Below are 25,242 nucleotides of genomic sequence, written 5' to 3'. Positions count from 1 at the left end.
TTGCAGACTGCTTTGTCGGTGCAGCGGGGGGCTGGAAATCGGTGAGGAGGATAATCGCGAAGCCTGTCGCGGCGGCCATCGTGGTATTCGCGCGTGCAATAACGGCCGTACGCGCCATCTGGTCGAATGACGGTATTCCCGACGGACAGTGTGTTTATTTCGCCAACCACTCCAGTCATGGCGATTTCATTCTTGTCTGGACCGTCCTGCCGCCAAGCTTGCGGCGGCGAACACGCCCCGTTGCCGGCGCGGAGTATTGGCTAAAGTCGTCGTTCAACCGCTTCATCGGCCGCGATGTCTTTGACGCTGTGCTTATCGAGCGGGATCGCGAGAGGCGCACACGTGATCCGATTGAAGTCATGGCGGAGGTCATTGATTCCGGCGCGTCGTTGATTCTCTTTCCCGAAGGCACACGCAACCAGACGGATGCGCAGCTATTGCCGTTCAAAAGCGGTCTTTTCCATCTTGCCTCGGCCCGACCGGACATTCAGCTCGTGCCGGTCTGGATCAACAATCTCAATCGCGTCATGCCCAAGGGTGAGATTGTCCCGATCCCCTTGATCTGCACGGTGACCTTCGGCAACGCCATACAACTTGAAGCCGGCGAGAATAAAGAGACCTTCCTGGGCAGGGCGCGTACGGCACTGCTCGATCTGTCACCAACGCACCCAGGCGGCAAAGAATGAACGCAGCGAACTCCGATCTGTGGACGCTCGTCCTCGGCATTTTCACGCTCCTCATCGTTTCCTCGACCATCGGCTACCTGTTGCAGCGGCGACTGCCGGCCGGTCAGTCGAATGCCGCGATCGAGAATCTGAATGCACGCATCAAGGCGTGGTGGATCATGGTCATCCTGATAGGCCTCGCCTTTCTTGCCGGTAGGATTGGCGTGCTGCTGCTGTTTGGCTTTTGCTCTTTCGCGGCGCTACGCGAGTTCATCACCCTGACCGACACCAAGCGCGCCGACCACTGGGCCCTCGCGGCCGCTTTCTTCATCGTCCTACCGCTTCAGTATTGGCTGTTGTGGGAGAGACAATACGGCATCTTCTCGATCTTCATCCCGGTCTACGCATTCCTTTTGATGCCGATCATCTCCGTCCTGCGTGGCGATACCGAACGCTTCCTCATCCGCATCGCCGAAGTTCAATGGGCGTTGATGATCTGCGTTTTCTGCGCCTCCCACGTTCCGGCGCTGCTGACCTTGACGATCCCGGGCTACGAAGGGCGCAACGTTCTTCTGATCGCCTTCCTGGTGATCATCGTGCAGCTCAGCGATGTCCTGCAATATGTCTGGGGCAAGCTGTTCGGCCGAACGAAGATCGCGCCAAGCCTGTCCCCTTCGAAGACCGTGGAAGGCTTTGTCGGCGGCGTGGCCAGCGCCACATTGATCGGTGCTGCCTTGTGGTGGATTACGCCATTTACGCCATTTCAAGCCGGGGTCATGGCTTTCGTTATCACGATGATGGGGTTCTTCGGCGGCCTCGTCATGTCAGCCATCAAGCGAGATCGCGGCGTCAAGGATTGGGGCCACCTGATCGAAGGTCATGGCGGATTGATCGACCGGCTCGACTCCGTGGTCTTTTCCGCACCGATCTTCTTTCACATCGTTCGCTACTGGTGGTCGACCACATGATGGCGTTGGCACGTCGCCTGGCCCAAAGCAGTGTGACTCACGTACTCTTCGCATTCGTCGCCATGGGCGGCTGGGCGGTCCTCGCCAACGGTAACCATCCGCTGCAACAGGCCCTGCTGGCCGGCTTTGTACAAGGCGGACTCTCAGCCTGTCTTACCTTGTTTCTCAAGACCGTGATCGAGTGGCTCTCGAAGCAGTTTAAGGGGCGCGCCAGGCTCTGGGCGCCGCCATTGATTGCATGCCTCGCCTCGACTGGCGTGCTGATCTCGATCCATGCCTTGAGCGGCACGCCGGAAATCCTGAAGACCATAGCGGTGCCACTGGCCGTTTCGACGAGCTATGCGGCCATCTACAACTACTTTCTCTACCAAAAGGGGATTGGGGCATGACGGAAACGGGCGATCGGCGGCCGCTGGCAAGCAGAGACACGCAATGGGCAAAGCGCATTGCGCAGTGGCTAGCGTCACGGTCGATCATGCCGAACCAGATTTCGCAGGCGAGCATGATCGCGGCGGCGCTGGCCGGCGGCTCCTTTTGCCTTGCCGGATTTGAGATCGGATGGATCCGGGTCGTCGTCCTCGTTCTCGCGGCCGCCTTCTGCCAATTACGGCTGCTGTGCAACCTCTTCGATGGCATGGTTGCCGTCGAAGGCGGCAAAGGCGCTTCTGACGGACCATTCTGGAACGAATTCCCGGACCGCATCGCCGATATCATGATCCTGGTCGGCGTGGGGTATGGCGTTGGATCCCCTGGCCTCGGTTGGGCAGCAGCCGCCTTTGCGGTGTTGACCGCCTATGTTCGCGAGCTCGGACGAGCAACGGGGACGCCGAGCGACTTCTCAGGCCCGATGGCAAAGCAGCACCGAATGGCGACGATTACGGCCGCGGCGGTTCTCTCTATCCTCGAGCCGCTGTGGAACGGGCACAATCAAGTCTTGCAGGCAGGCCTCTGGCTGATCGCGATCGGCGCCGCCTTCACAGCATTGCGGCGAGGCAGAAATATCGTTCGAAGCCTGAAGGCTGGTCGCTGATGAGATCTGCTCATTCGTCTTCAAGCGTACCGAAAAGCCGGAAAGTGCGCTTTGCAGCCGTGCGGCCGGGCAATAGAACAACGGCGCCGCTTCTTCTTTTCCCCGAAGCGGCCTAGGACTAGCCTCGCTTCGGCGAGGCATTTTTCTTTCCCGTATTTATAAGATTTTTATATCCGCGGCCCGCCGCCAATCTCGAACGCTTATGCGCTTCAGCCGCATATTAATGTCCGAGAGATCCAAGGGATCATCTCCACGCCAGAAAGCATGAAAGGTGCCATCCGGTGGGTGGCGCCCTTTGTCTTGTCTGACTCCAGAAGAACAACAGGAGTCAAGATCGATGATGGACATAGTTCTACTCGCCACAGCAATCGTATTTTTCGCTCTGTGCTTTGCCTACACCAAAGCCTGCGACCGGCTCTGACCGGAGGAAGCGCCATGATCCTCGACTATATTCTCAGCGGTGCCGTCACCGTGTTCCTCACGGTATACCTCACCTACGCTCTCATTCGCCCCGAACGCTTCTAGCATCGCGTGCCTCTCCCATCGCGCAACAGGTGGAACCAATCGGGTATTGAAAGTTACCTCCCATGACCCTCAACGGATGGCTTCAGATTCTGCTGTTCTGCGGAATCCTCATCGTGCTCGTCAAACCGCTCGGCGGTTACATGACGCGCGTCTTCAATGGCGAACGCACGTTTCTCTCACCGGTCCTCGTTCCAATAGAGCGGGGACTTTACGCGCTGGCCGGCACCAGCGAACGCGAAGAACAGCATTGGACGTCGTACGCCTTCGCCATGCTGATGTTCAACCTGCTCGGCACGCTCGTCCTCTATGCGCTGCTGCGCATGCAGGACGTCTTGCCGCTGAATCCAGCTGGAATGGCTGCCGTCGGCCCCGAACTCTCTTTCAACACTGCAACAAGCTTCGTCGCCAATACCAACTGGCAGAACTACGGCGGCGAAAGCACGATGTCCTATCTCACGCAGATGGCGGGCCTGACCGTGCAGAACTTCGTATCTGCGGCCACCGGCATGGCGATCGCCATCGGCCTGATCCGCGCATTTTCGCGCGCATCCGGCAAGGTAATCGGCAATTTCTGGGTCGACATGGTACGTAGCACACTCTACGTCCTCCTGCCGATCTGCATCGTGCTGACGCTGGTCTATGTCTATCTTGGCGTGCCGCAAACCCTCGGTCCCTATGTCGACGCGATGACCCTCGAGGGCGCCAAGCAGACGATCGCTCTCGGCCCTGTCGCCTCGCAGCTTGCCATCAAGATGCTCGGCACCAACGGCGGCGGCTTCTTCAACGTCAACTCGGCGCATCCGTTCGAGAACCCCGACAACATCTCGAACATGATCCAGATGGTATCGATCTTCGCAATCGGCGCCGCCTTCACCAACGTCTTCGGCCGCATGGTCGGCAACCAGCGCCAGGGCTGGGCGATCCTCGCCACCATGGGCATCCTGTTCATCGCCGGCGTGGCTGTTACCTACTGGGCAGAAGCCGCCGGCAATCCGCTGATGCATGCCTTTGGCCTGCAAGGCGGCAACATGGAAGGCAAGGAAGTTCGCTTCGGCGTCGCCATATCCTCGCTCTTCGCGGTCATAACGACGGCTGCCTCATGCGGTGCGGTTAACGCGATGCACGGCAGCTTCACTGCGCTCGGCGGCTTGATCCCGCTCATCAACATGCAGCTTGGCGAAGTCATCGTCGGCGGCGTTGGGGCTGGCTTCTACGGCATCCTGCTCTTCATCATCATCGCGATCTTCGTGGCTGGCCTGATGGTCGGCCGTACGCCGGAATATCTTGGCAAGAAGATCGAAGCCAAGGAGATGAAGATGGCGGTGCTTGCCATCCTTTGCCTGCCGCTCGCCATGCTTGTCTTCACCGCGATATCGAGCGTTTTGCCGTCGGCCGTTGCCTCGATCGGCACGGCAGGTCCGCACGGCTTCTCGGAGATTCTGTATGCCTATACCTCGGCCGCCGCCAACAACGGCTCGGCCTTCGGCGGGCTGACCGGCAACACACCTTGGTACAACATCACGCTCGGCCTCGGCATGCTGATGGGCCGCTTCCTTGTAATCGTCCCGGCGCTCGCAATCGCCGGCTCCCTGGTCGCCAAGAAGACCGTCCCCGCCTCGGCAGGCACGTTTCCGACAGATGGCTTGCTCTTCGTGGGCCTTCTGACCGGCACGATCCTGATCGTCGGCGGCCTGACCTTCTTCCCGGCGCTGGCGCTTGGCCCGGTCGTCGAGCACCTGGTCATGATCGCCGGCCAGACCTTCTGAGGTGGACGCAATGATCCTTCGTCACAAGCTTCGCAAATCCTTCAACGCACGTCCCGGTTCGCCGGGACGTGACAGCCAGCGCATGACCCGCGCCTCCGACATCATTCTGGTGATGCTCGCCGGGCTCCTCGTCATCGTCGCGGTTTTTCGGATCCTACACGGCTGATCGCCACAACGGTCGCCTTACTCTTTCAAGCTGGAGTCTCTTATGAGCCAGGCAAAATCAGCGAGCATCATGGATTCTCGCATTCTCATTCCGGCCGTGGGCGCCGCCTTCAAGAAGCTGAACCCACGCACCCTTGCCAAAAATCCCGTGATGTTCGTCGTGGCGACGGTTTCGGCGCTAACGACGATCCTGTTCGTCCGCGATCTCGTCAGCGGCGGCGGAAATCTCGGCTTCTCGTTCCAGATCAACCTCTGGCTCTGGTTCACCGTGCTTTTTGCCAACTTCGCCGAAGCCGTCGCCGAGGGCCGCGGTAAGGCACAGGCGGACTCTCTGCGCAAGGCCCGCACCGAAACCCAGGCAAAGCTCCTGACGGCCAATAACGGCACCGGCTATCGCCTGGTCCCGGGCACGAGCCTGAAGGTGGGCGACCTCGTCCTCGTCGAGGCTGGCGATATCATTCCCTCTGATGGCGAAGTCATCGAGGGTGTCGCATCCGTCAACGAAGCTGCCATCACCGGCGAATCGGCTCCGGTCATTCGCGAGTCCGGCGGCGACCGTTCGGCCGTTACCGGTGGCACACAGGTGTTGTCGGATTGGATTCGTGTCCGTATCAGCGCTGCGGCGGGCCATACCTTCCTCGATCGCATGATTTCGCTCGTCGAAGGCGCGGAACGTCAGAAAACCCCCAATGAGATCGCGCTCAACATTTTGCTCGCGGGCATGACGCTGATCTTCGTTCTGGCCACCGCCACGATCCCGAGCTTTGCAAGCTACGCTGGCGGCTCTATTCCGATCATCATCCTCGTCGCTCTCTTCGTGACCCTGATCCCGACCACAATCGGCGCCCTTCTCTCGGCGATCGGCATTGCCGGCATGGACCGTCTCGTGCGCTTCAACGTACTTGCCATGTCCGGCCGTGCCGTCGAAGCAGCCGGTGACGTCGACACACTGCTGCTTGACAAGACCGGAACGATCACTCTCGGCAACCGCCAGGCGACAACATTCCGCCCGGTCCGCGGCGTCACCGAACAGGACCTCGCCGATGCGGCGCAGCTTGCTTCGCTGGCCGACGAAACACCGGAAGGCCGCTCGATCGTCGTGCTCGCCAAGGAAAAGTACGGTATCCGCGGTCGCGATATGACGAGCCTGAAGGCGACCTTCGTGCCCTTTACTGCCCAGACGCGCATGAGCGGCGTCGATGTCGAGGGCTCGTCCATCCGCAAAGGCGCGGTGGATGCCGTGCTTGCCTACGTGGGCGCCGCACCAGCGCCGGTTTCCGGCAATGCGGCCGTCGCCATTCGCAGCAACCCCGAGGTCGTGCGGGAACTGCAGGCAATCGCCGATGAGATCGCCAAGCAAGGCGGCACCCCGCTGGCTGTTGCTCGCGACGGACGCCTTCTCGGCATCGTCCAGCTGAAGGACATCGTCAAGGGCGGGATTCGCGAGCGCTTCACCGAATTGCGGCGGATGGGCATCCGCACGGTGATGATCACCGGTGACAATCCCATGACTGCTGCCGCTATTGCCGCTGAGGCAGGCGTCGACGACTTCCTTGCCCAAGCCACGCCTGAGAACAAGCTGTCGCTGATCCGCGAGGAGCAGGCCAAGGGCAAGCTGGTCGCAATGTGCGGCGATGGCACGAACGATGCCCCTGCCCTTGCCCAGGCCGACGTCGGCGTTGCCATGAACACCGGCACGGTCGCGGCCCGCGAAGCCGGCAACATGGTCGACCTCGACAGCGATCCGACCAAGCTCATCGAAATCGTCGAAATCGGCAAACAGCTGCTGATGACGCGCGGTGCGCTGACGACCTTCTCCATCGCCAACGACATCGCCAAGTACTTCGCAATCATTCCGGCGATGTTCCTGGCCTTCTACCCGCAGCTTGGTGTGCTGAACATCATGGGCCTCGCCACGCCGCAAAGCGCCATCCTGTCGGCGATCATCTTCAACGCGCTGATCATCGTCGCGCTGATCCCGCTCTCGCTCAAAGGCGTGAAATATCGCGCGATCGGCGCCGGCGCGCTGTTGTCCCGCAACCTGCTTATCTACGGTGTCGGCGGCATCATCGTCCCCTTCATCGGCATCAAGGCGATCGACATGGTCATTACGGCCATCGGTCTCGCCTAAGGAGTTGACATCATGTTGAAAGAACTTCGTCCGGCAATCGTCATGATCATTGCCACCACAGCAATCACTGGCCTGCTTTACCCGCTCGCCATGACCGGCGCCGCGCAGGCACTCTTCCCGGCGCAAGCAAATGGCAGCCTGATCGAAAAGGACGGCAAGGTGATCGGATCAACACTGATCGGCCAGGCGTTCACCAGCGACAAATATTTCCACGGCCGTCCCTCGGCCGCAGGCGATGGATACAACGCCGCCGCGTCTTCGGGCTCGAACCTTGGCCCGACGAGCCAGAAGCTGCTTGATCGCGTAAAGACTGACTACGAGGCGGCAAAAGCGACCAACCCGAATGCGGAGGTTCCGATCGATCTCGTGACCGCCTCCGGCAGCGGCCTCGATCCGCACATCTCGCCGGAAGCCGCCTACTTCCAGATACCACGCGTCGCCAAGGCACGTGGGATCGATGAGAGCAAGCTCAAGACGATTGTCGATGCCGCCGTCGAGCACCCTGAACTAGGGATTCTCGGCGAAGCGACCGTCAATGTGCTGGCATTGAACCAGTCCCTTGATGCTTCTATGTCTGAGTAAGGTCAAAAGCCCCGGGCGCCTATGTGCACCCGGGGCTTGCTCGTCAAGGAAAGATAAAACGCATGCCGGAAGACAACCGCGACACGGTTGGAAGGCCCTCGCCCGATGCGCTGCTCGAGAAAGCGCGTCAGGAGACCCGCGGCCGACTGAAGATCTTCCTCGGCGCCGCGCCCGGCGTAGGCAAGACTTATGAGATGCTGGAATCGGGCCGCGCCAAGATGTCCGATGGCGTCGACGTGGTCATCGGCATCGTCGAGACTCACGGACGCAAGGAAACGCAGGCGCTCGTCAACGGCTTCGAAGTCATTCCCCGCGTCAAGATTGACTACAAGGGGCGTCCTCTCGAGGAAATGGATATCGATGCTATTCTTGCGCGCAGACCCTCTCTTGTTCTGGTCGACGAACTCGCCCATACCAACGCCGAAGGCAGTCGGCATCCGAAACGCTATCTCGACGTCAAGGAGCTGCTCGATCGCGGCATCGACGTCTATACGACGCTGAACATCCAACACGTTGAAAGCCTGAATGACGTCGTCTCGCAGATCACGCGCATCCGCGTACGCGAGACAGTGCCAGACTCTGTCATCGATATGGCCGATGACGTCGAGATCATCGATCTCACGCCGGAAGACCTGATCAAGCGGCTGCACGACGGCAAGGTCTATGTCCCAAAGACCGCCGAAAAAGCCCTCACGAATTATTTCACCGCCGGAAACCTCACCGCGCTCCGCGAACTCGCGTTGCGCAAAACCGCACAGCGCGTGGACGACCAGCTTCTGACCCACATGCAGGCACACGCCATCGCTGGCCCTTGGGCCGCCGGCGAAAGGGTGCTTGTATCCATCGATCAGCATGCGCGCTCAGCTTCGCTGGTACGCTACGCGTCCCGAATGGCCTCCCGGCTGCGCGCACCGTGGGCGGCCGTCTATATCGAGACCAATCAATCGATCAGCCTGACCGAGGCCGACCGCGACACGATTGCGGCAACGCTGCGCCTAGCCGAACAGCTCGGCGGCGAGGCCCTCACCATTCCCGGTCGCGAGGTGTCGGAAGAGCTGGTCCGTCACGCCGCCGCCAACAATGTGACTCACATCGTCATCGGCGCTCCAAGCAAGCCGACCTGGCGGGACTGGCTTCACCGCTCCATTGCCGACGATCTGATCCGAACATCGGGCAACATTAGCGTCCACGTCATTTCCGGCAGCGAGAAGGATGGAACGTCTGCACGCGGTGTGAAAGCCGCTCCGTCGTCCCCTGCCTTCAATATCCAGCCATACGTCTCCGCCACAGCCTATGTGGCGATCGCGCTCATCGCAGGCGTTGTGCTTGATCAGGTTCTTGACGTCCGCAACCTTGCCCTCGTGTTCCTGATGGCAGTCCTCACCGCGGCCGTCATTCACGGGCTACGTCCGGCGCTCTACACCTGCGTCCTCAGCGCGCTATCCTTCAATTTCTTCTTCCTGCCGCCCCGTTATACGCTGACGATCAATGATCCGGAAAGCGTGCTGGCGTTGTTCTTCTTCCTGGGCGTTGCCGTTATCGCGAGCAATCTGACGGCAACGGTTCAACGCCAGGCCGCGGCTGCCCGACAGCGCGCCAGAACGACGGAAGACCTCTACCTCTTCTCGAAGAAGCTGGCCGGCACCGGCACACTGGACGACGTTCTCTGGGCCACGGCATTCCAGCTCGCCTCGATGCTCAAGGTCCGAGTCGTTCTGCTGCTGCCGGAAGGAGGCACCATTGCCGTCAAAGCCGGCTACCCGCCGGACGACACCCTCGATGAGGCAGATATTGCCGCCGCCCGGTGGGCGTGGGAGCACAACCACGCCGCCGGCCGCGGTGCAGACACTCTGCCCGGTGCCAAGCGTCTCTACGTGCCGCTGCGAACCGGACGCGCGGCCGTCGGCGTGATCGGCCTGGACAATGACCGGCGAGACGGGCCGTTGCTGACACCTGAGCAACAGCGTCTTCTCGACGCGCTGGCGGACCAGGCCGCTCTTGCGATTGAACGCATTCAACTCGTGGCAGACGTTGATCGCGCAAAACTCGCCGCCGAAGCCGATCGCTTGCGCTCGGCCCTCCTGACGTCGATCTCACACGACCTGAAGACACCGCTGGCCGCGATCCTTGGCGCGGCAGGCACGTTGCGTGATTATCTCGATTCCATGCCTCCGGAAGATCGTGTCGATCTTCTGTCGACCGTCATCGATGAATCGGAACGGCTGAACCGCTTTATCGCCAACCTCCTCGACATGACGAAAATCGAATCCGGCGCAATGGAACCGAACTACGCGCTGCACTATCCCGGCGACATTGCCGGAAGCGCCCTGCGCCGTGCCGAGAAAATTCTCGCACACCACCAGACGGCGATAAGAATACCCGCCGACCTGCCTATGGTCCGCGTTGATCCCGTGCTGTTCGAGCAGGTACTTTTCAACCTGTTCGACAATGCTGCCAAATATGCCCCGGAAGGGTCATCGATCCGCATTGAAGCCTGGGCCGACGCATACAGTGTCATGATTCAGGTCTTGGACGAGGGGCCGGGTATTCCGCCGGCAGACGTGGATCGGGTCTTCGATACTTTCTATCGCGTGCGCAAAGGCGACCAGGTTCGCGCCGGAACCGGCCTCGGCTTGTCCATCTGTCGAGGTTTTGTCGAGGCCATGGGCGGCACGATAACGGCCGGAAACCGGAACGATCGCTCTGGCGCCGTCTTCACAATCCGTCTTCCGAGACCAACTGAAATTCCGAAATTGGATGAGCTCAAATGACCGGTTCAGCCGTAAAAATTCTCGTCGTCGACGACGAACCCCCGATCCGCAAGCTGCTTCGCGTCGGTTTAACCGCACAGGGTTACGAAGTGAACGAGGCGCCGAACGGCGCGACGGCCCTGCAATCGGCAAAAGACGATCCGCCGGATCTGATTGTGCTCGACCTTGGTCTGCCAGACAAATCGGGCCACGAACTATTGCAGGAATGGCGAGACGCGGGCCTCACCCTGCCAATCGTCATCCTTTCCAGCCGCACAGATGAAACCGGCATCGTCAATGCCCTCGAAGCGGGTGCAGATGATTATCTGACGAAGCCGTTTGGCATGAACGAACTCGGCGCCCGGCTACGCGTCGCCTTGCGCCACCGTCTACAACAGCAGGGTGAGCGGGCGATCTTCCAGGCCGGCGGCCTGTCCATCGATCTCGTCAAGCGCATCGTCAAGATCGACGGCCGGGAAATCAAACTCTCGCCGAAGGAATACGACATCCTGAGGGTCCTTGCCCAGCATGCCGGAAAGGTCCTGACGCACCAGTTCCTGCTGAAGCAGATCTGGGGGCCCGCCGCCGATGTCCAGTATCTGCGCGTCTACGTTCGCCAGCTGCGCCAGAAGATCGAACAGAGCCCTGATCAGCCACAATACATCACGACAGAAACCGGTGTCGGATACAGGTTGAAAGAAGCCGATCCGCCGCCGGCCTAAGTCGGTTCATCGGTACGCGCGCTCAGACCACGCTCGCATACCGAGCCCCACCATCACTTCGTAGGCGATGCGGCGGCGCATCGGATTGTGCAGTCGGATTGCCGTAGAACCCAGAAACTCGGTTTCAATGTGATCGAACGTCTTTAGCTCGGGCGAAGTCTTGATCGTCTGCGCGTAAAATTCATGGAACGGCCGACGGCAAACGTAAGTCTTGTATTTCGTCAGGCAGAAGACGGAATAGCGACCGGCCTCTTCACGCAGGAAGTCGGTCACGCCAGCAGTAACCTCGGGCCAGGCCGGATTGAACGTGTCGTCGAAAACGATGATGCCATGCTCGGCAAGCGACGCGGCGGCCAGGCGGCTATCAGCCTCGACATGGGGCAGCATGTGGCCACCATCGATGCTGAAGAAGCGAATCAGGCCGGCCCGCTCGATCACGTCCGCAGGCCGAAGCAGCGTGCTATCGCTCTTGATGACACGCTCTTCATCTACGGAAAGCCCGAGTTGGCGGCCACCCGCCGCAAAACGTTCATACTGCGTAAGACTATGATCCGGTTTGACGATGTCGAACGGATCGATAGCCACGATCTTCTCTCTGTCTCCGCAGATCTTTCGCAGGAGGAAGTAGGATCGGCCGTAGTAAACACCTATCTCGGCCAAGCCGCCTTGCAGGGAAGCTGATTGCTGGGAGCGCAAAATAGCAAGAAAGACCAGCGCGTCCGGCGGATCAATGTATCCTTCAATCGCTTGAAGATCATGGAATATGAATTTTCTGACCGATGAATTCATGGCACCGCGCCTTCCGATGCATCAACAGCCCCCCCGAGAGAGACAATGTTTCGCAGAAGAAAGGAACATAAGTCAATTCTATTTAAGCTGGAGCGGCATATGTCTTTAGAGATGCATCAGGTTGCTTAAGCGTCTGAAGTTTTGATGCAGAGAACTATTGAGAAATCCGCGCCGCCACTAAGCCGGCGGACAGTCAATCCGGCCGAAAAGCTTCGATCAATCAATTTGCTAATGCCATCGCTGACAAAATGATGCCCTCGCCGCTCGCCGGTCGTTTCTTTCTTTTTCTTGCCATCGACCTGTCCTAAGTCTCCTCTCCATCGAAACGAGAATTAAAGGTGGTGCATGGCAGGTGAAACGGTTCTGGTCGTGGGCGGCGCTGGGTATATTGGCTCGCACACGTGTCTCGATCTTGCGAACAAGGGCTTCAAACCGGTCGTTTTCGACAATTTCTCCAACGGTCATCGCGAATTTGTGAAATGGGGACCCGCAGAGGAAGGGGACATCCGGGATCGAGCCCGTCTCGACGAGGTCCTTGCCAAGCACAAACCAGCAGCCATCCTGCACTTTGCCGCCCTTATCGAGGTCGGTGAATCGGTCAAGGATCCGGTAGCCTTTTACGAAAACAACGTCATCGGCACATTGACCCTTTTGGCAGCCGCCCAGGCTGCTGGCGTGAAAGCGTTCGTGTTCTCGTCAACCTGCGCAACCTATGGCCTGCCGCAGAGTGTACCGCTGGACGAGACGCATCGCCAGGTGCCGATCAATCCCTACGGCCGCACGAAATACATCGTCGAGCAGGCGCTTGCCGACTATGACAAGTACACGGGCTTTCGATCGGTCGTGCTTCGCTACTTCAACGCAGCCGGCGCCGATTTCGAGGGTCGGATCGGCGAGTGGCACCAGCCTGAAACCCACGCCATACCGCTGGCGATCGACGCCGCACTGGGTCGCCGTGAAGGCTTCAAGGTCTTCGGCACCGATTACGAGACGCGTGACGGCACCTGCGTCCGCGACTACATCCACGTCCTCGATCTCGCCGACGCCCACGTTCGTGCCGTGGAACATCTGCTTCGGGGCGGGGAGTCGGTTGCCCTCAATCTCGGCACCGGCACGGGAACGACTGTTAAGGAGCTTCTTGGCACAATCGAGCGCGTCTCGGAGCGGCCGTTTCCGGTGGAATATGTCGGTCGTCGTGAAGGCGACTCGCACACGCTCGTTGCCAACAATGACAAGGCGCGGGAAATTCTCGGCTGGGCGCCGCAGTACGATCTATCTCAGATCATTCGGTCGGCGTGGAACTGGCACGCGAAATCAAATCAGCACTGAAATGCATCCATGATCGGTCGAAGACGTTACGTCAATCACCGCGCTCAGTCGGCGCGATGATTGACGTGCGTGGCCGCTCCTGATGCACGGCAACGCTGAAGGCAAGGCCTAGTCGGCACGAAACGAGTTAGGCGCGATGGCCCTCCGACCTATCCGCCGAGGCGTCCGAGGTAATCCATCTTGCCGACGGGTACGCCCTGGTTGCGCAGGATCGCGTGAGCCGTTGCAAGGTGGAAGAAGAAGTTCGGCAGTGCAAAGGTCAACACGTATTCGTCGCCGCGGAACGTGAGCTTATTGCCCCCTGGCGACAGAGTGACTTCCCGCGTTTCCGTCCCCTCGAGCGTGGCCGGCGCGACGGTAGCGAGATAGGCTTCCGTCTTGGCAACACGCTCACGCAACTCGGCGATCGTCGCCTCGTTGTCCTCAAATTTGGGCGCATCGCTGCCGGTCAGCCGCGCGATCGCCAGTTTGGCGCTATCGGTCGCGCGCTGATACTGACCCGAGAACGGCAACATGTCCGAAGTCAACCGCGCGGCAACGAGATCCGCGCCATCGATCCCTCTTTCTTTCGCGAAGTTCTCGGCTTTGTCGAGATAGGTCTTCAAGCTTTCAAGACCGTGCTGGAAGACGGGAACTGTCAATCGGTACATCGAAATAGGCATCGGTTTCTCCATGGTAGGCAGCGACCTGCTGCCGCTGGCGCATATAGTTCGCGCGGGAACGCTTTTCAGCGCCAGCCAAGGTGTCTTCGCGCGATTTTCGCGGTCGGTCCGGGACCCATCATTGAAATGGACTTGACGCCTTTATCAGAAAATGGAATGAATATTCCGTGATACACATTTTACGGTTCGTTTGTTCCGTTTCTTGACGGACTGCCAACGGGAGATGGCCCAACGAACATATACTGGCTTTCGGGCATGGCCCGGAGCTCCGGCGTGAGGAGGGTGCAGCCGGACACCGCTTTGTGGAGGAAAGAAAATGAAGAAATTTATCCTGGGCACTGCCATGGCGCTCGTCCTGTCGACGGCCGCTCACGCTGAAACGGTCGGCGTCTCTATGGCGCTCTTCGACGACAACTTCCTGACCGTTCTACGCAACGGCATGCAGGACTACGCCAAGACCATGAACGGCGTGACACTGCAGGTTGAAGACGCGCAGAACGACGTGGCCAAGCAGCAGAGCCAGATCCAGAACTTCATTGCGTCCAAGGTCGACGCGATCGTCGTCAACCCGGTTGATACCGACGCTACGGCGGCGATGTCGAAGATCGCAGCCGAAGCCGGCATTCCACTCGTCTACGTAAACCGCGAGCCGGTCAACGTTGACGCTCTTCCGGACAAGCAGGCTTTCGTTGCTTCGAATGAGCAGGAGTCCGGCACCCTCGAAGCCAAGGAAGTTTGCCGGCTGCTCGGTGGCAAGGGCAAGGCCGTTGTAATGATGGGTGAACTCTCCAACCAGGCTGCGCGCATGCGTACCAAGGACGTCCACGATGTCGTGGCGACCGATGAGTGCAAGGGCATCCAGATCATTGAAGAGCAGACGGCTAACTGGTCCCGTACCCAAGGTTCCGACCTTATGACCAACTGGCTTTCCAGCGGTCTCGAGTTCGATGCTGTCATCTCGAACAATGACGAAATGGCAATCGGCGCCATCCAGGCACTCAAGGCAGCCGGTAAGGATCTCAGCAAGATCGTCATCGGCGGTGTTGACGCCACCCAGGACGCACTCGCCGCCATGCAGGCAGGCGACCTCGACGTGACGGTCTTCCAGGATGCAGCAGGTCAGGGCAAGGGTGCGCTCGATGCAGCTCTGAAGCTGGCTAAGGGCGAAAAGGTGGAAAAGAAGGTCTATATTCCTTTCCAACTCGTCACGCCTGAGAACGTCAAGGACTTCGTCGCGAAGAACTAACGTTCAGAGAATCGGGATGCGGGCATGGTCCGCATCCCTTCCTTCAGTCCGTGTCCGGGAGGAAATGAGATGGTTGTCAGCCCGTCTACCATGGCCGCAGTGCGTCAAAGCGGCGTTGTTCCGAATGCGGAATACCTGCTGAGCGCCGAAGGCGTACGCAAGGAATTCCCCGGCGTCATCGCGCTTGATGACGTTCAGTTCCGGCTGAAGCGCGGTACCGTGCACGCCTTGATGGGCGAGAATGGCGCGGGCAAGTCGACCCTGATGAAAATCCTCGCTGGCATATACATCCCAGACAAGGGCGAAGTACGCCTCAAAGGCGTCGAGATTCAGCTGAAATCACCGCTCGATGCGCTGGAAAATGGCATCGCGATGATCCATCAGGAGCTGAACCTGATGCCCTTCATGACCGTTGCCGAGAACATCTGGATCCGGCGCGAGCCGAAGAACAAGTTCGGCTTTGTTGATCACGCAGCAATGTTCCGCCAGACGGACGAGCTGTTTCGACGGCTGAATATCGATATCGACCCGGAGATCCAGGTTCGCGATCTTTCGGTTGCCAACAGGCAGATGGTCGAAATTGCCAAGGCGGTTTCCTACAATTCCGACGTTCTGATTATGGACGAGCCGACATCGGCACTGACCGAGCGTGAGGTCGAGCATCTTTTCAGGATCATTCGCGACCTTCGCGCTCAAGGCATCGGCATCGTCTACATCACGCACAAGATGAACGAGCTGTTCGAGATTGCCGACGAGTTTTCGGTGTTCCGCGACGGGCGCTACATCGGCACCCATGCGTCGACAGACGTCACCCGCGACGACATCATCCGCATGATGGTCGGTCGCGAGATCACACAAATGTTCCCGAAGGAGGAGGTGCCGATCGGCGACGTCGTCCTTTCGGTCAAGAACCTCTCGCTGAACGATGTTTTCCGCGACGTCTCCTTTGACGTACGATCCGGCGAGATCCTCGGCGTTGCCGGACTTGTGGGATCCGGTCGATCGAATGTCGCCGAGACCTTGTTCGGCGTAACGCCGGCGACATCGGGCACCATCGAACTCTTCGGCAAGAAGACAGATATCGCATCGCCAACCGTCGCAATCCAGAACCGCATGGCGTTCCTGACCGAGGACCGCAAGGAAACGGGCTGTCTGCTGATCCTCAGCGTTCTCGAGAACATGCAGATCGCCGTTCTCCAGGACAAGTTCGTCAAGGGTGGCTTCGTGCAGGAGGGCTCGATCGAGGCAACCTGTGAAGACATGGCCAAGAAGCTTCGCGTCAAGACGCCAAACCTCGATGAGCGCGTGGAGAATCTGTCCGGTGGCAACCAGCAGAAGGTTCTGATCGGTCGCTGGCTGCTTACCAATCCGAAGATCCTCATTCTCGACGAGCCGACACGTGGCATCGATGTCGGCGCCAAGGCCGAGATCCATCGTCTTGTGTCGGAGATGGCGAGGAATGGAGTGGCAGTAATCATGATCTCGTCGGAAATGCCAGAAGTGCTCGGCATGAGCGACCGCATCATGGTGATGCATGAAGGACGCGTAACCGGTTTTCTCAATCGCGACGAAGCAACGCAGATCAAGGTGATGGAGCTTGCCGCGCAATGACGCGCGGGCTCCGGGAACCGAAGGGAGGATATCATGAATACCAACGCAGCTGAGGCGGCAGCCCCACTCGCAACGCGGGCGCGCAGACGACGCGTTCCGCCGGAGCTCAGTATTTTCCTCGTTCTGATTGGGATTGCGCTTGTCTACGAAGTTCTTGGCTGGATCTTTATCGGCCAGAGCTTCCTGTTCAATTCGCAGCGCCTGACGATCATGATCCTCCAGGTCTCCGTCATTGGCATCATCGCGGTGGGCGTGACGCAGGTCATCATCACCGGAGGCATCGACCTGTCGTCCGGCTCCGTCGTTGGCATGACGGCGATGATCGCGGCGAGCTTCGCGCAGGCGTCGACGTGGCCTCGGGCACTTTATCCGTCGTTGACCGACCTACCATTCTTCATTCCGATCGGCGTAGGTCTCCTGATTGGCCTGGCGGCCGGTTTCATCAACGGACAGCTGATCGCAAGAACCAAGATCCCACCGTTCATCGCGACGCTCGGCATGATGGTCTCTGCACGCGGCATTTCGAAGTGGTACACCAAAGGCCAGCCGGTTTCGGGGCTCACCGATCAATTCAATTTCATCGGCACCGGCATTTGGCCTGTGATCGTCTTCCTCGTCGTCGCGCTGATCTTCCATATCGCCCTGCGCTATACCCGCTACGGCAAATTCACCTATGCAATCGGCGCCAATCTTCAGGCAGCGCGCGTTTCCGGTATCAATATCGAGGCGCACCTCATCAAGGTTTACGCCATCGCTGGTCTCTTGGCAGGTCTTGCCGGCGTGGTCACCGCAGCCCGCGCTCAAACCGCGCAAGCAGGCATGGGTGTCATGTACGAATTGGACGCGATTGCTGCGACGGTCATCGGGGGCACGTCTCTGACAGGTGGCGTCGGTCGGATCACCGGCACGGTTATCGGCACGATCATCCTCGGCGTGATGACCTCAGGCTTTACCTTCCTCAGGGTTGATGCGTATTACCAGGAGATCGTCAAAGGGCTGATCATCGTGGCCGCTGTCGTGATCGACGTTTACCGGCAAAAGAAACGCGCGAAGCACTGACGAAAAGGACTCTGGAACGGGAGCCTCGGCTCCCGTTTTTCGTTTCCGCTAACCATTGCTACCGAACCGCAAAAATTCTGAAAAAAGGGGTAGCGTATTCCGCCAGCTTTTCTATTCTGCGCTCTTCATATCGCCCGCTCGGGCACACAGGAACGCAGATGCAATTCGTATTCGACGGCCATAACGACGTCCTTCTCCGGCTTTGGACACATGAACGGGATGGCGGCGATCCAATCGCTGAATTTTCAAACGGAACTGATCTAGGCCACATCGATGCTCCACGCGCCAAGGCTGGCGGTCTGGCCGGTGGCCTTTGTGCAATCTACGTTCCTTCCGGCGATCTCGTCTTCGCCGATCCCGACAAGAACGGTCATTACGTGACTCCCCTTGCCGCGCCGCTCGAGCCGCTTTCGTCGCTGAATATCGCGACGGAGATGGCCGCAATCGCGCTTCGCCTCGACCGCGCCGGCGCCTGGCGTCTTTGCCGCACGGTAAAGGACATCCGCAAAGCCATGGCCGACGGCGTCTTCGCCGCGGTGATGCACATGGAAGGCTGCGAGGCAATAGGCCCCGACCTGGCAGCGCTCGAAGTGTTCCATGCCGCCGGCCTGCGATCACTCGGCCCAGTATGGAGCCGCCACAATATCTTCGGCCACGGTGTGCCTTTCGCTTTCCCGATGTCGCCGGACACGGCCCCCGGCCTGACCGAAGCGGGCTTTGCCCTCGTGCGCGAATGCAACAGGCTTGGGATCATGATCGATCTGGCGCACATCACCGAGAAAGGCTTTTGGGATGTCGCAAAGACGACCGATCAGCCGCTCGTTGCTAGCCATTCGAACGCCCATGCACTGACACCGGTTGCCCGCAATCTCACCGACAAACAACTCGACGCCATCAGAGAAAGCCGCGGTCTCGTCGGCGTAAACTACGCGACTGCGATGCTGCGCAGCGACGGACGCTCCGACGGTGACACGCCACTGAGGGATATGGTGCGCCATATCGACTATCTGGTCGAGCGCGTCGGCATCGACTGCGTGGCGCTCGGTTCGGACTTTGACGGCGCGACAATTCCTGAAGAAATAGGGGATGCCGCAGGCAATCAGAAGCTCATTGCTGCCCTCCAGCGCGTTGGCTATGGTGCCCGAGATCTTGAAAAATTGGCCAGCGGGAACTGGCTGAGAATTCTGGCTTCGGCGTGGGGAGAACAGGACGCCTAAGCCTGCCGATTGCTTTGTGTTGAAATGGAAAACAGGGGAACAAAACCATGATAGTCAGCAAATTCAACCGCACCTTCCGCGCACTCTCTGCGGGGGCAGCGCTCTCGATCATGATGGCAGCCGCGCCGGTCGCCTTCGCAGAAACGCCGAAGGACACGCTGGTCGAAGGCTTCGCCATCGATGACATCATCACCATGGATCCGGGCGAAGCATTCGAGCTGTCGACGGCTGAGGTCACGAGCAACACCTACAGCCTGCTCGTCCGTCTCGATATGAGCGACACTTCGAAGGTAAAGGGTGACCTTGCTGAGAGCTGGACGGTTTCCGACGATGGCCTGACCTATACCTTCAAGCTGAAGCCCGGCATGAAATTCGCGTCCGGCAACCCGATCACGGCTGAAGACGTCGCGTGGTCGTTCGAACGGGCCGTCAAACTCGACAAGAGCCCGGCCTTCATCATCACCCAATTCGGCATCAACGGCGACAACGTCACCGAGAAGGCGAAGGCAACGGATGAAAGCACGTTCGTCTTCACCGTCGACAAGCCCTATGCGCCGAGCTTCGTGCTGAACTGCTTGACGGCAACTGTGGCATCCGTCGTCGACAAGAAGCTGGTCGTGGATCACGTCAAGTCCGTGACGCCGAGCGCCGACTACAAGTACGACAACGATTTCGGCAACGAGTGGCTGAAGACCGGCTATGCCGGCTCCGGCGCCTTCAAGCTCCGCGAATGGCGCGCCAATGAAGTCGTCGTGATGGAGCGCAACGACAACTATTACGGCGACAAGGCGAAACTCAACCGGGTTATCTATCGCTTCATGAAGGAAAGTTCGGCGCAGCGCCTGGCGCTCGAAGCCGGTGATATCGATATCGCGCGCAACCTAGAGCCCGGTGACCTCGATGCAGTCGTCAAGAATGCCGACCTGACGACTGTCAGCGCGCCGAAGGGCACTGTCTACTACGTCAGCCTCAATTCCAAGAACGAGAACCTGAAGAAGCCTGAGGTCCAGGAAGCCTTTAAGTATCTCGTCGACTACGATGCGATCGGCTCGACGCTCATCAAGGGCATCGGCGAAATCCACCAGACCTTCCTGCCGAAGGGCCAGCTCGGCGCGCTCGATGAAAACCCGTACAAGCTCGACGTCGCCAAGGCCAAGGAACTGCTTGCGAAGGCCGGCCTGAAGGACGGCTTCTCGGTAACGATGGACGTCCGCAATACGCAGCCGGTAACCGGTATTGCTGAATCCATGCAGCAGTCGCTCGCCCAGGCCGGCGTCAAGATGGAGATCATCCCCGGCGACGGCAAGCAGACCCTGACGAAGTTCCGCGCGCGCACCCACGACATGTACATCGGTCAGTGGGGTTCGGACTATTTCGACCCAAATTCGAACGCCGATACGTTCACCAGCAATCCGGACAACTCGGATGCCGGTACCGTCAAGACGCTCGCCTGGCGCAACACCTGGGAAGCGCCGGAACTCGACAAGGAAACGAAGGCCGCCCTGCTGGAACGTGATGGCGCCAAGCGCGCCGCCATGTACGAGGACGTTCAGAAGAAGTTTCTCGCAAACAGCCCGTTCGTGGTCATCTTCCAGCAGATCGAAGTCGCAGGCGCCCGCAAGAGCCTGAAGGACTTCAAGCTCGGCCCGAGCTTCGACACCAACTATGTCGGCCCGATCGGCAAGGAATGATCCGGCAGGATTGATCCGTGAGCATCGTTGAAACAAAGATGGAGGCACGGCCCAAACGGGGCCGTGCCGTTCCCATTGCCAAGGCGGTCGGGCGATTTCTTGTCGCCGCCGTCACGACTTATCTTGGCCTCCTGGCTGTAACCTTCTTCATCGGCCGCGTCGTACCGATCGATCCCGTCCTTGCCATCCTCGGTGATCGTGCGCCCACGCACGTCGTCGAGCGCGTTCGTCGCGAGCTTGGTTTCGACCTACCGCTCTACCAGCAGTTCTATATTTACCTGAAGAGCATCCTGTCGGGCGACTTCGGGACCTCCGTCCTGACCACCAATCCCGTCATGGTCGACATCAGGCGTGTGTTTCCCGCGACGATCGAGCTTGCGACGCTCGGGACCATTATCGGATCGGTCATCGGCGTGCCGCTTGGCGTGCTTGCTGCTGTTCGGCGCGGCAGCATTGCCGACCAGGTTGTCCGTGTGATTGGCCTGATCGGTTACTCCGTCCCGATCTTCTGGCTTGCGCTGATCTCGCTGGTGATTTTCTACGCCCAATTGCGATGGGTCGCCTTCCCGGGCCGCATCGACATCGTCTTCGAGTACAGTTTTACGCCCGTGACCGGCTTCTATCTAATCGACAGCGCCATGCAGGGGCAGTGGGACGTTTTCTATGACGTCTTCCGCCACATCATTCTGCCGGCCTCGCTGCTCGGATACTTCTCGCTTGCCTACATCAGCCGCATGACCCGCAGCTTCATGCTCAATGAACTCAGCCAGGAATATGTGGTTGCCGCGCGCGCCAAGGGGTTGTCCGAAACACGTGTGATCTGGGGCCATGCGTTGCGCAACGCCGCAGTGCCGCTCGTCACCGTCATCGCGCTCTCCTACGCCGGTCTGCTCGAGGGTTCGGTATTGACAGAGACAGTGTTCTCATGGCCGGGCATCGGACTCTACATCACCAATTCCCTTCAGAATGCCGACATGAACGCTGTTCTCGGTGGCACCATCGTCATCGGCACGGTTTTCATCGGCATCAATCTTCTGTCCGATCTTCTTTATCGGACACTCGACCCTAGGACGCGAAGCCGATGACGGTTCCCGCACATCAATCAGCGCCGATGAGCCGCCGCGAGTGGCTGCTTTCCGATCGGCCACAGTCGCGCAAACAGGCGCAATTGGGCCGAGCCTATGTGACATGGCGTCAGTTCACCGCAAACCGTCTGGCCGTCGTCGGATTGCTGATCATCATTGCCCTGCTGTTCGTGGCTGCCTTTGCAAACCTCCTAGCAACGCATTCGCCCATCGTTGGCGACCTGAAGAATGCGCGGCTGCTTCCGCCCGGCGCTGAGGGTTATTGGCTTGGTACCGACGACCAGGGCCGCGATATCTATTCACGCCTGATCTACGGCTCCCGCCTAACCCTGCTAGTCGTTGTTCTCGTCGCCGCCATCTCGGCGCCAATCGGTCTGATCGTCGGGACGGTGTCGGGTTATGCCGGCGGCTGGGTGGATGCGACGCTGATGCGCATAACCGATATCTTCCTGGCCTTCCCAAAGCTGGTTCTGGCGCTCGCCTTCGTTGCGGCACTCGGACCTGGGATCCAGAACGCCATCATCGCGATTGCGATCACCTCTTGGCCGCCCTACGCTCGGATTGCGCGCGCGGAGACGCTGACCGTCCGCCGCTCCGACTACATCTCCGCCGTCAAGCTGATGGGCGCATCGCCGCTGCGGATTGTGGTCCGGCATGTCATGCCGCTCTGCCTTTCCTCACTCATCGTGCGCGTCACGCTCGACATGGCTGGCATCATCTTGACGGCCGCTGGTCTCGGCTTCCTCGGCCTCGGCGCGCAGCCGCCGCTTCCTGAATGGGGCGCGATGATCGCCTCTGGCCGGCGCTTCATCCTCGACCAGTGGTGGGTGGCAGCCATGCCAGGTTTTGCGATCCTCATCGTCAGCCTCGGCTTCAACCTTCTCGGCGACGGCCTGCGCGACGCGCTCGACCCGAAGGAGAGCGGCCAATGACCGACCTCCTCACCGTTCAAAACCTCAAGGTTAGCTATCCCACGCGCACGGGCGTGATCGAAGCCGTTCGAGGCGTCTCGTTCACGCTTGGCAAGGAACGCCTCGGGATCGTCGGCGAATCCGGCTCAGGCAAGTCCCAGACGGGGCGCGCCATCATGGGTCTGACCCCAAAGCACGCCATTGTTTCGGCCGACAAGCTCGATTTCAATGGCATCGACCTTCTCAGCGCGTCCGCCAAACAGCGCCGGAAACTGCGCGGCAAACGTATCGCGATGGTCTTACAGGATCCGAAATATTCGCTCGATCCCGTCATGTCGATCGGCCGACAGATCTGCGAAACGCTGAGGACCCACGAAAACGTCGGCAAGGCGGAGGCGCGCGATCGCGCTCTCGCAATGCTCGAGGCCGTGCAGATCCGTGATCCAGGGCGGGTCTTCGACCTCTATCCGCACGAGGTCTCGGGCGGTATGGGTCAGCGCGCCATGATCGCCATGATGCTGATCGCCGATCCGGAGCTACTGATCGCCGACGAACCGACCTCCGCATTGGATGTCACGGTCCAGCTCGATGTTCTCAGGATCATGGACCGGCTCGTCTCGGAACGCGGCATGGGCCTGATCTTCGTATCCCACGACCTGCGCCTGGTCTCATCCTTCTGCGACCGCGTCATCGTCATGTATGCCGGCAAGGTCGTGGAGGAACTCAAGGCGTCCGAGCTCAAGAATGCGCGCCATCCCTACACGCAGGGCTTGTTGAACTGCATGCCCCAAATCGGCGAAAGCAGGCATCCGTTGCCGGTTCTGGATCGCAAGCCGGAGTGGGCCGCATGAGCGTTGCACTTTCAGTCGACAAGCTGAGCGTGATCTATGATCACTTCCACGCGCTGAGAGACGTCAGCGTCGATATCGAGTCCGGCGAGTCATTCGGTCTGGTCGGCGAGTCCGGATCGGGAAAATCGACGCTGCTTCGTGCCGTTGCCGGCCTGGCGCCGGTGGCAAGTGGCTCCATAAAGATCCATGGCGATCCTCTCGTCGGCGCCAAGCGATCCAAGACCTTTTACAGACAGGTGCAGATGGTCTTCCAGGATCCATACGGATCCCTGCACCCGCGCCAGACCATCGATCGCCTCCTGCTCGAGCCGCTGGCTATCCATGGCATCCGCGACAGCGACATGCGGATCGCCCGCGCTCTCGATGAGGTTGGACTTGGAAACGGTTTCCGCTTCCGTTACCCGCATCAGCTTTCCGGTGGCCAACGCCAACGCGTTGCGATTGCCCGGGCATTGATCGTCGAGCCGTCCATCCTCCTGCTTGATGAGCCGACCTCAGCCCTTGACGCTTCCGTGCAGGCCGAGGTTCTGAACCTCCTCGAACAGGTGCGGCGGGATCGCAAGCTGACCTTCGTTATGGTCAGCCATGATCTCGGCGTGGTTACCCATATGTGCGATCGCCTCGCTGTGATGCGCAATGGATCCGTCGTCGAACGATTAACATCCGCACAGCTGGCAGGGGCGGCCGTGTCCGAGGACTACACGCGAAATTTGATGGTGGCCAGCAAAGGTTTCGTCAAAGCGTGAAACGCAATCCTTTCAACGAATTGTTTTCGCTAGGGCTCGGCGAGCCTTAGCCTTAACGATCCGCTAAAACACGACCATTCAACTAGACTATTGACACCCGCCTTACTTCTGTCATGATCCCGTTAACGCCCGTTAATTTTCGTGATCATGGAGATCAAGCATGTTTTTTCTCGGCGGCATGACCATGGGATATCTGCACCCACCGGCCAAGACCGATAGAAAAGCTGCAGCTTCGACCTCGATTCCGGCGGAGAAAGACCGGCGGCTCCTCGAAAAACCGGAACCCAAAGGAAGCCCGCGCCAAGCGGTGGAAGATGACCGCTCCTTGCTCTGGGCCTGGCGGATTCTTGTCTAATTCCACCCAAAGGGGCGGATTTTTTAACACCCCCTAGCAGGACAGAATTTTATCTCTACCTATCAGATAGAGAAAATACGAAAACGCTCTAACAAAAAAGAACACGGAGAAACGGAGGCAACACATGGCAGACCTGGGTATCTCGCATGCTCATGTGAATCAGTATGGTTCCGTCCAAACCAAGAAGCCGGGCACGACCCGCAGCAAGATCCAACTTGCTATTAACGCAACGCTTGTCACGGCGGCATTTGTTTTCGTCGCAGCTCTCGTCTTTGGCGTCGTAGGCTAAGCCAGAGAATATATCGTAGTGGCACTTGAAGGCTGCCGCTGCGGAACTATCCGCTTAGCTGCTCATTCTCTCCGCACAGACATTGTGAAAAGGGAGA

25 protein-coding genes are annotated in these 25,242 nt (G+C 59.4%); 23 read left to right on the top strand and 2 right to left on the bottom strand.

The features are described from left to right. The first annotated feature begins 41 nt into the window (after nt 1-41). From FHT76_RS13350 to FHT76_RS13300, 11 genes are all read left to right on the top strand, one after another. Nucleotides 42-686, top strand: a complete 645-nt coding sequence (locus FHT76_RS13350; RefSeq protein ID WP_183864429.1) for a lysophospholipid acyltransferase family protein — start codon at nt 42-44, stop codon at nt 684-686. Then, entirely contained in the window at nt 683-1,633 is a 951-nt protein-coding gene (locus FHT76_RS13345) for a phosphatidate cytidylyltransferase (protein ID WP_183864357.1), read from the top strand. The genes FHT76_RS13350 and FHT76_RS13345 overlap by 4 nt, the downstream gene beginning before the upstream one ends. Beyond that, entirely contained in the window at nt 1,630-2,022 is a 393-nt protein-coding gene (locus FHT76_RS13340) for a hypothetical protein (RefSeq protein WP_183864358.1), read from the top strand. The genes FHT76_RS13345 and FHT76_RS13340 overlap by 4 nt, the downstream gene beginning before the upstream one ends. Then, nucleotides 2,019-2,663, top strand: coding sequence for a CDP-alcohol phosphatidyltransferase family protein (locus FHT76_RS13335; protein WP_183864359.1), 645 nt, complete (start codon nt 2,019-2,021; stop codon nt 2,661-2,663). The genes FHT76_RS13340 and FHT76_RS13335 overlap by 4 nt, the downstream gene beginning before the upstream one ends. A gap of 435 nt (nt 2,664-3,098) precedes the next feature. Beyond that, nucleotides 3,099-3,188, top strand: a complete 90-nt coding sequence (locus FHT76_RS13330; protein ID WP_183754975.1) for a K(+)-transporting ATPase subunit F — start codon at nt 3,099-3,101, stop codon at nt 3,186-3,188. 62 nt (nt 3,189-3,250) lie between these two features. Further along, nucleotides 3,251-4,954 carry a potassium-transporting ATPase subunit KdpA gene (gene kdpA / locus FHT76_RS13325; protein ID WP_183864360.1) on the top strand — a complete coding sequence of 568 codons (1,704 nt, stop codon included), beginning with the start codon at nt 3,251-3,253 and terminating at the stop codon, nt 4,952-4,954. Nucleotides 4,955-4,964: 10 nt separating this feature from the next. Further along, nucleotides 4,965-5,120 carry a hypothetical protein gene (locus FHT76_RS13320; RefSeq protein ID WP_183754971.1) on the top strand — a complete coding sequence of 52 codons (156 nt, stop codon included), beginning with the start codon at nt 4,965-4,967 and terminating at the stop codon, nt 5,118-5,120. 42 nt (nt 5,121-5,162) lie between these two features. Then, on the top strand, nt 5,163-7,250 hold the full coding sequence (kdpB, locus tag FHT76_RS13315; protein ID WP_183864361.1) for a potassium-transporting ATPase subunit KdpB: 2,088 nt from the start codon (nt 5,163-5,165) through the stop codon (nt 7,248-7,250). 12 nt (nt 7,251-7,262) lie between these two features. Continuing rightward, the gene (gene kdpC, locus FHT76_RS13310; RefSeq protein WP_183864362.1) at nt 7,263-7,832 is read left to right on the top strand and encodes a potassium-transporting ATPase subunit KdpC; all 570 of its coding nucleotides are present in this window, start codon (nt 7,263-7,265) and stop codon (nt 7,830-7,832) included. 62 nt (nt 7,833-7,894) lie between these two features. Beyond that, nucleotides 7,895-10,603 (top strand): sensor histidine kinase KdpD, encoded by a 2,709-nt coding sequence (locus tag FHT76_RS13305; protein ID WP_183864363.1) that lies wholly within the window; start codon nt 7,895-7,897, stop codon nt 10,601-10,603. After that, nucleotides 10,600-11,304 (top strand): response regulator transcription factor, encoded by a 705-nt coding sequence (locus tag FHT76_RS13300; protein ID WP_183864364.1) that lies wholly within the window; start codon nt 10,600-10,602, stop codon nt 11,302-11,304. Before FHT76_RS13305 ends, FHT76_RS13300 begins: the two co-directional genes overlap by 4 nt. A gap of 6 nt (nt 11,305-11,310) precedes the next feature. Here the strand turns inward: FHT76_RS13300 and FHT76_RS13295 are convergent, their stop codons facing one another. Next, nucleotides 11,311-12,093 (bottom strand): class I SAM-dependent methyltransferase, encoded by a 783-nt coding sequence (locus FHT76_RS13295; RefSeq protein WP_183754961.1) that lies wholly within the window; start codon nt 12,091-12,093, stop codon nt 11,311-11,313. A 345-nt stretch (nt 12,094-12,438) separates the two neighbouring features. On the opposite strand from FHT76_RS13295, the gene galE reads away from it, so the two are divergent. Further along, the gene (gene galE, locus FHT76_RS13290) at nt 12,439-13,422 is read left to right on the top strand and encodes a UDP-glucose 4-epimerase GalE (protein WP_016556808.1); all 984 of its coding nucleotides are present in this window, start codon (nt 12,439-12,441) and stop codon (nt 13,420-13,422) included. Between the two features lie 149 nt (nt 13,423-13,571). Here galE and FHT76_RS13285 read toward each other — a convergent pair whose 3' ends face one another. After that, entirely contained in the window at nt 13,572-14,084 is a 513-nt protein-coding gene (locus tag FHT76_RS13285) for a DUF1993 family protein (RefSeq protein WP_183864365.1), read from the bottom strand. A gap of 316 nt (nt 14,085-14,400) precedes the next feature. Here FHT76_RS13285 and FHT76_RS13280 point away from each other — a divergent pair, with 316 nt between their 5' ends. From FHT76_RS13280 to FHT76_RS13230, 11 genes are all read left to right on the top strand, one after another. After that, nucleotides 14,401-15,330, top strand: a complete 930-nt coding sequence (locus tag FHT76_RS13280; RefSeq protein ID WP_183754957.1) for a sugar ABC transporter substrate-binding protein — start codon at nt 14,401-14,403, stop codon at nt 15,328-15,330. A 69-nt stretch (nt 15,331-15,399) separates the two neighbouring features. Then, complete coding sequence (locus FHT76_RS13275) at nt 15,400-16,941, top strand: sugar ABC transporter ATP-binding protein (protein ID WP_183864366.1); 1,542 nt, start codon at nt 15,400-15,402, stop codon at nt 16,939-16,941. Between the two features lie 33 nt (nt 16,942-16,974). Further along, the gene (locus tag FHT76_RS13270; protein WP_016556812.1) at nt 16,975-18,000 is read left to right on the top strand and encodes an ABC transporter permease; all 1,026 of its coding nucleotides are present in this window, start codon (nt 16,975-16,977) and stop codon (nt 17,998-18,000) included. A gap of 158 nt (nt 18,001-18,158) precedes the next feature. Continuing rightward, nucleotides 18,159-19,217, top strand: coding sequence for a dipeptidase (locus FHT76_RS13265; RefSeq protein ID WP_183864367.1), 1,059 nt, complete (start codon nt 18,159-18,161; stop codon nt 19,215-19,217). Between the two features lie 47 nt (nt 19,218-19,264). After that, nucleotides 19,265-20,908, top strand: coding sequence for an ABC transporter substrate-binding protein (locus tag FHT76_RS13260; RefSeq protein WP_183864368.1), 1,644 nt, complete (start codon nt 19,265-19,267; stop codon nt 20,906-20,908). 17 nt (nt 20,909-20,925) lie between these two features. After that, a complete protein-coding gene (locus FHT76_RS13255; RefSeq protein WP_183754949.1) occupies nt 20,926-21,993 on the top strand; it encodes an ABC transporter permease in 1,068 nt (355 codons plus the stop codon). Then, nucleotides 21,990-22,925 carry an ABC transporter permease gene (locus FHT76_RS13250; protein WP_183754948.1) on the top strand — a complete coding sequence of 312 codons (936 nt, stop codon included), beginning with the start codon at nt 21,990-21,992 and terminating at the stop codon, nt 22,923-22,925. The genes FHT76_RS13255 and FHT76_RS13250 overlap by 4 nt, the downstream gene beginning before the upstream one ends. Continuing rightward, complete coding sequence (locus tag FHT76_RS13245; RefSeq protein ID WP_259126945.1) at nt 22,922-23,755, top strand: ABC transporter ATP-binding protein; 834 nt, start codon at nt 22,922-22,924, stop codon at nt 23,753-23,755. The genes FHT76_RS13250 and FHT76_RS13245 overlap by 4 nt, the downstream gene beginning before the upstream one ends. Beyond that, complete coding sequence (locus tag FHT76_RS13240; protein ID WP_183864370.1) at nt 23,752-24,501, top strand: ABC transporter ATP-binding protein; 750 nt, start codon at nt 23,752-23,754, stop codon at nt 24,499-24,501. Before FHT76_RS13245 ends, FHT76_RS13240 begins: the two co-directional genes overlap by 4 nt. Before the next feature lie 160 nt (nt 24,502-24,661). Beyond that, a complete protein-coding gene (locus tag FHT76_RS13235; RefSeq protein WP_183754942.1) occupies nt 24,662-24,856 on the top strand; it encodes a hypothetical protein in 195 nt (64 codons plus the stop codon). 124 nt (nt 24,857-24,980) lie between these two features. Continuing rightward, entirely contained in the window at nt 24,981-25,145 is a 165-nt protein-coding gene (locus tag FHT76_RS13230; RefSeq protein ID WP_016556820.1) for a hypothetical protein, read from the top strand. The last annotated feature ends 97 nt before the right edge of the window (nt 25,146-25,242 follow it).

The organism is Rhizobium sp. BK176 (genome assembly GCF_024808055.1).
The sequence above is the reverse complement of the archived record's forward strand: the minus strand, read 5'-3'. Positions and strand labels throughout refer to the sequence as shown.

Coding starts and splice junctions, on each gene's coding strand:
- galE (WP_016556808.1), top strand. CDS start 12,439: ATGGCAGGTGAAACGGTTCTGGTCGTGGGCGGCGCTGGGTATATTGGC.
- FHT76_RS13280 (WP_183754957.1), top strand. CDS start 14,401: ATGAAGAAATTTATCCTGGGCACTGCCATGGCGCTCGTCCTGTCGACG.
- kdpA (WP_183864360.1), top strand. CDS start 3,251: ATGACCCTCAACGGATGGCTTCAGATTCTGCTGTTCTGCGGAATCCTC.
- FHT76_RS13265 (WP_183864367.1), top strand. CDS start 18,159: ATGCAATTCGTATTCGACGGCCATAACGACGTCCTTCTCCGGCTTTGG.
- FHT76_RS13275 (WP_183864366.1), top strand. CDS start 15,400: ATGGTTGTCAGCCCGTCTACCATGGCCGCAGTGCGTCAAAGCGGCGTT.
- FHT76_RS13335 (WP_183864359.1), top strand. CDS start 2,019: ATGACGGAAACGGGCGATCGGCGGCCGCTGGCAAGCAGAGACACGCAA.
- kdpB (WP_183864361.1), top strand. CDS start 5,163: ATGAGCCAGGCAAAATCAGCGAGCATCATGGATTCTCGCATTCTCATT.
- FHT76_RS13235 (WP_183754942.1), top strand. CDS start 24,662: ATGTTTTTTCTCGGCGGCATGACCATGGGATATCTGCACCCACCGGCC.
- FHT76_RS13230 (WP_016556820.1), top strand. CDS start 24,981: ATGGCAGACCTGGGTATCTCGCATGCTCATGTGAATCAGTATGGTTCC.
- FHT76_RS13320 (WP_183754971.1), top strand. CDS start 4,965: ATGATCCTTCGTCACAAGCTTCGCAAATCCTTCAACGCACGTCCCGGT.
- FHT76_RS13305 (WP_183864363.1), top strand. CDS start 7,895: ATGCCGGAAGACAACCGCGACACGGTTGGAAGGCCCTCGCCCGATGCG.
- FHT76_RS13300 (WP_183864364.1), top strand. CDS start 10,600: ATGACCGGTTCAGCCGTAAAAATTCTCGTCGTCGACGACGAACCCCCG.
- FHT76_RS13285 (WP_183864365.1), bottom strand. CDS start 14,084: ATGCCTATTTCGATGTACCGATTGACAGTTCCCGTCTTCCAGCACGGT.
- kdpC (WP_183864362.1), top strand. CDS start 7,263: ATGTTGAAAGAACTTCGTCCGGCAATCGTCATGATCATTGCCACCACA.
- FHT76_RS13340 (WP_183864358.1), top strand. CDS start 1,630: ATGATGGCGTTGGCACGTCGCCTGGCCCAAAGCAGTGTGACTCACGTA.
- FHT76_RS13250 (WP_183754948.1), top strand. CDS start 21,990: ATGACGGTTCCCGCACATCAATCAGCGCCGATGAGCCGCCGCGAGTGG.
- FHT76_RS13330 (WP_183754975.1), top strand. CDS start 3,099: ATGATCCTCGACTATATTCTCAGCGGTGCCGTCACCGTGTTCCTCACG.
- FHT76_RS13345 (WP_183864357.1), top strand. CDS start 683: ATGAACGCAGCGAACTCCGATCTGTGGACGCTCGTCCTCGGCATTTTC.
- FHT76_RS13245 (WP_259126945.1), top strand. CDS start 22,922: ATGACCGACCTCCTCACCGTTCAAAACCTCAAGGTTAGCTATCCCACG.
- FHT76_RS13260 (WP_183864368.1), top strand. CDS start 19,265: ATGATAGTCAGCAAATTCAACCGCACCTTCCGCGCACTCTCTGCGGGG.
- FHT76_RS13240 (WP_183864370.1), top strand. CDS start 23,752: ATGAGCGTTGCACTTTCAGTCGACAAGCTGAGCGTGATCTATGATCAC.
- FHT76_RS13295 (WP_183754961.1), bottom strand. CDS start 12,093: ATGAATTCATCGGTCAGAAAATTCATATTCCATGATCTTCAAGCGATT.
- FHT76_RS13270 (WP_016556812.1), top strand. CDS start 16,975: ATGAATACCAACGCAGCTGAGGCGGCAGCCCCACTCGCAACGCGGGCG.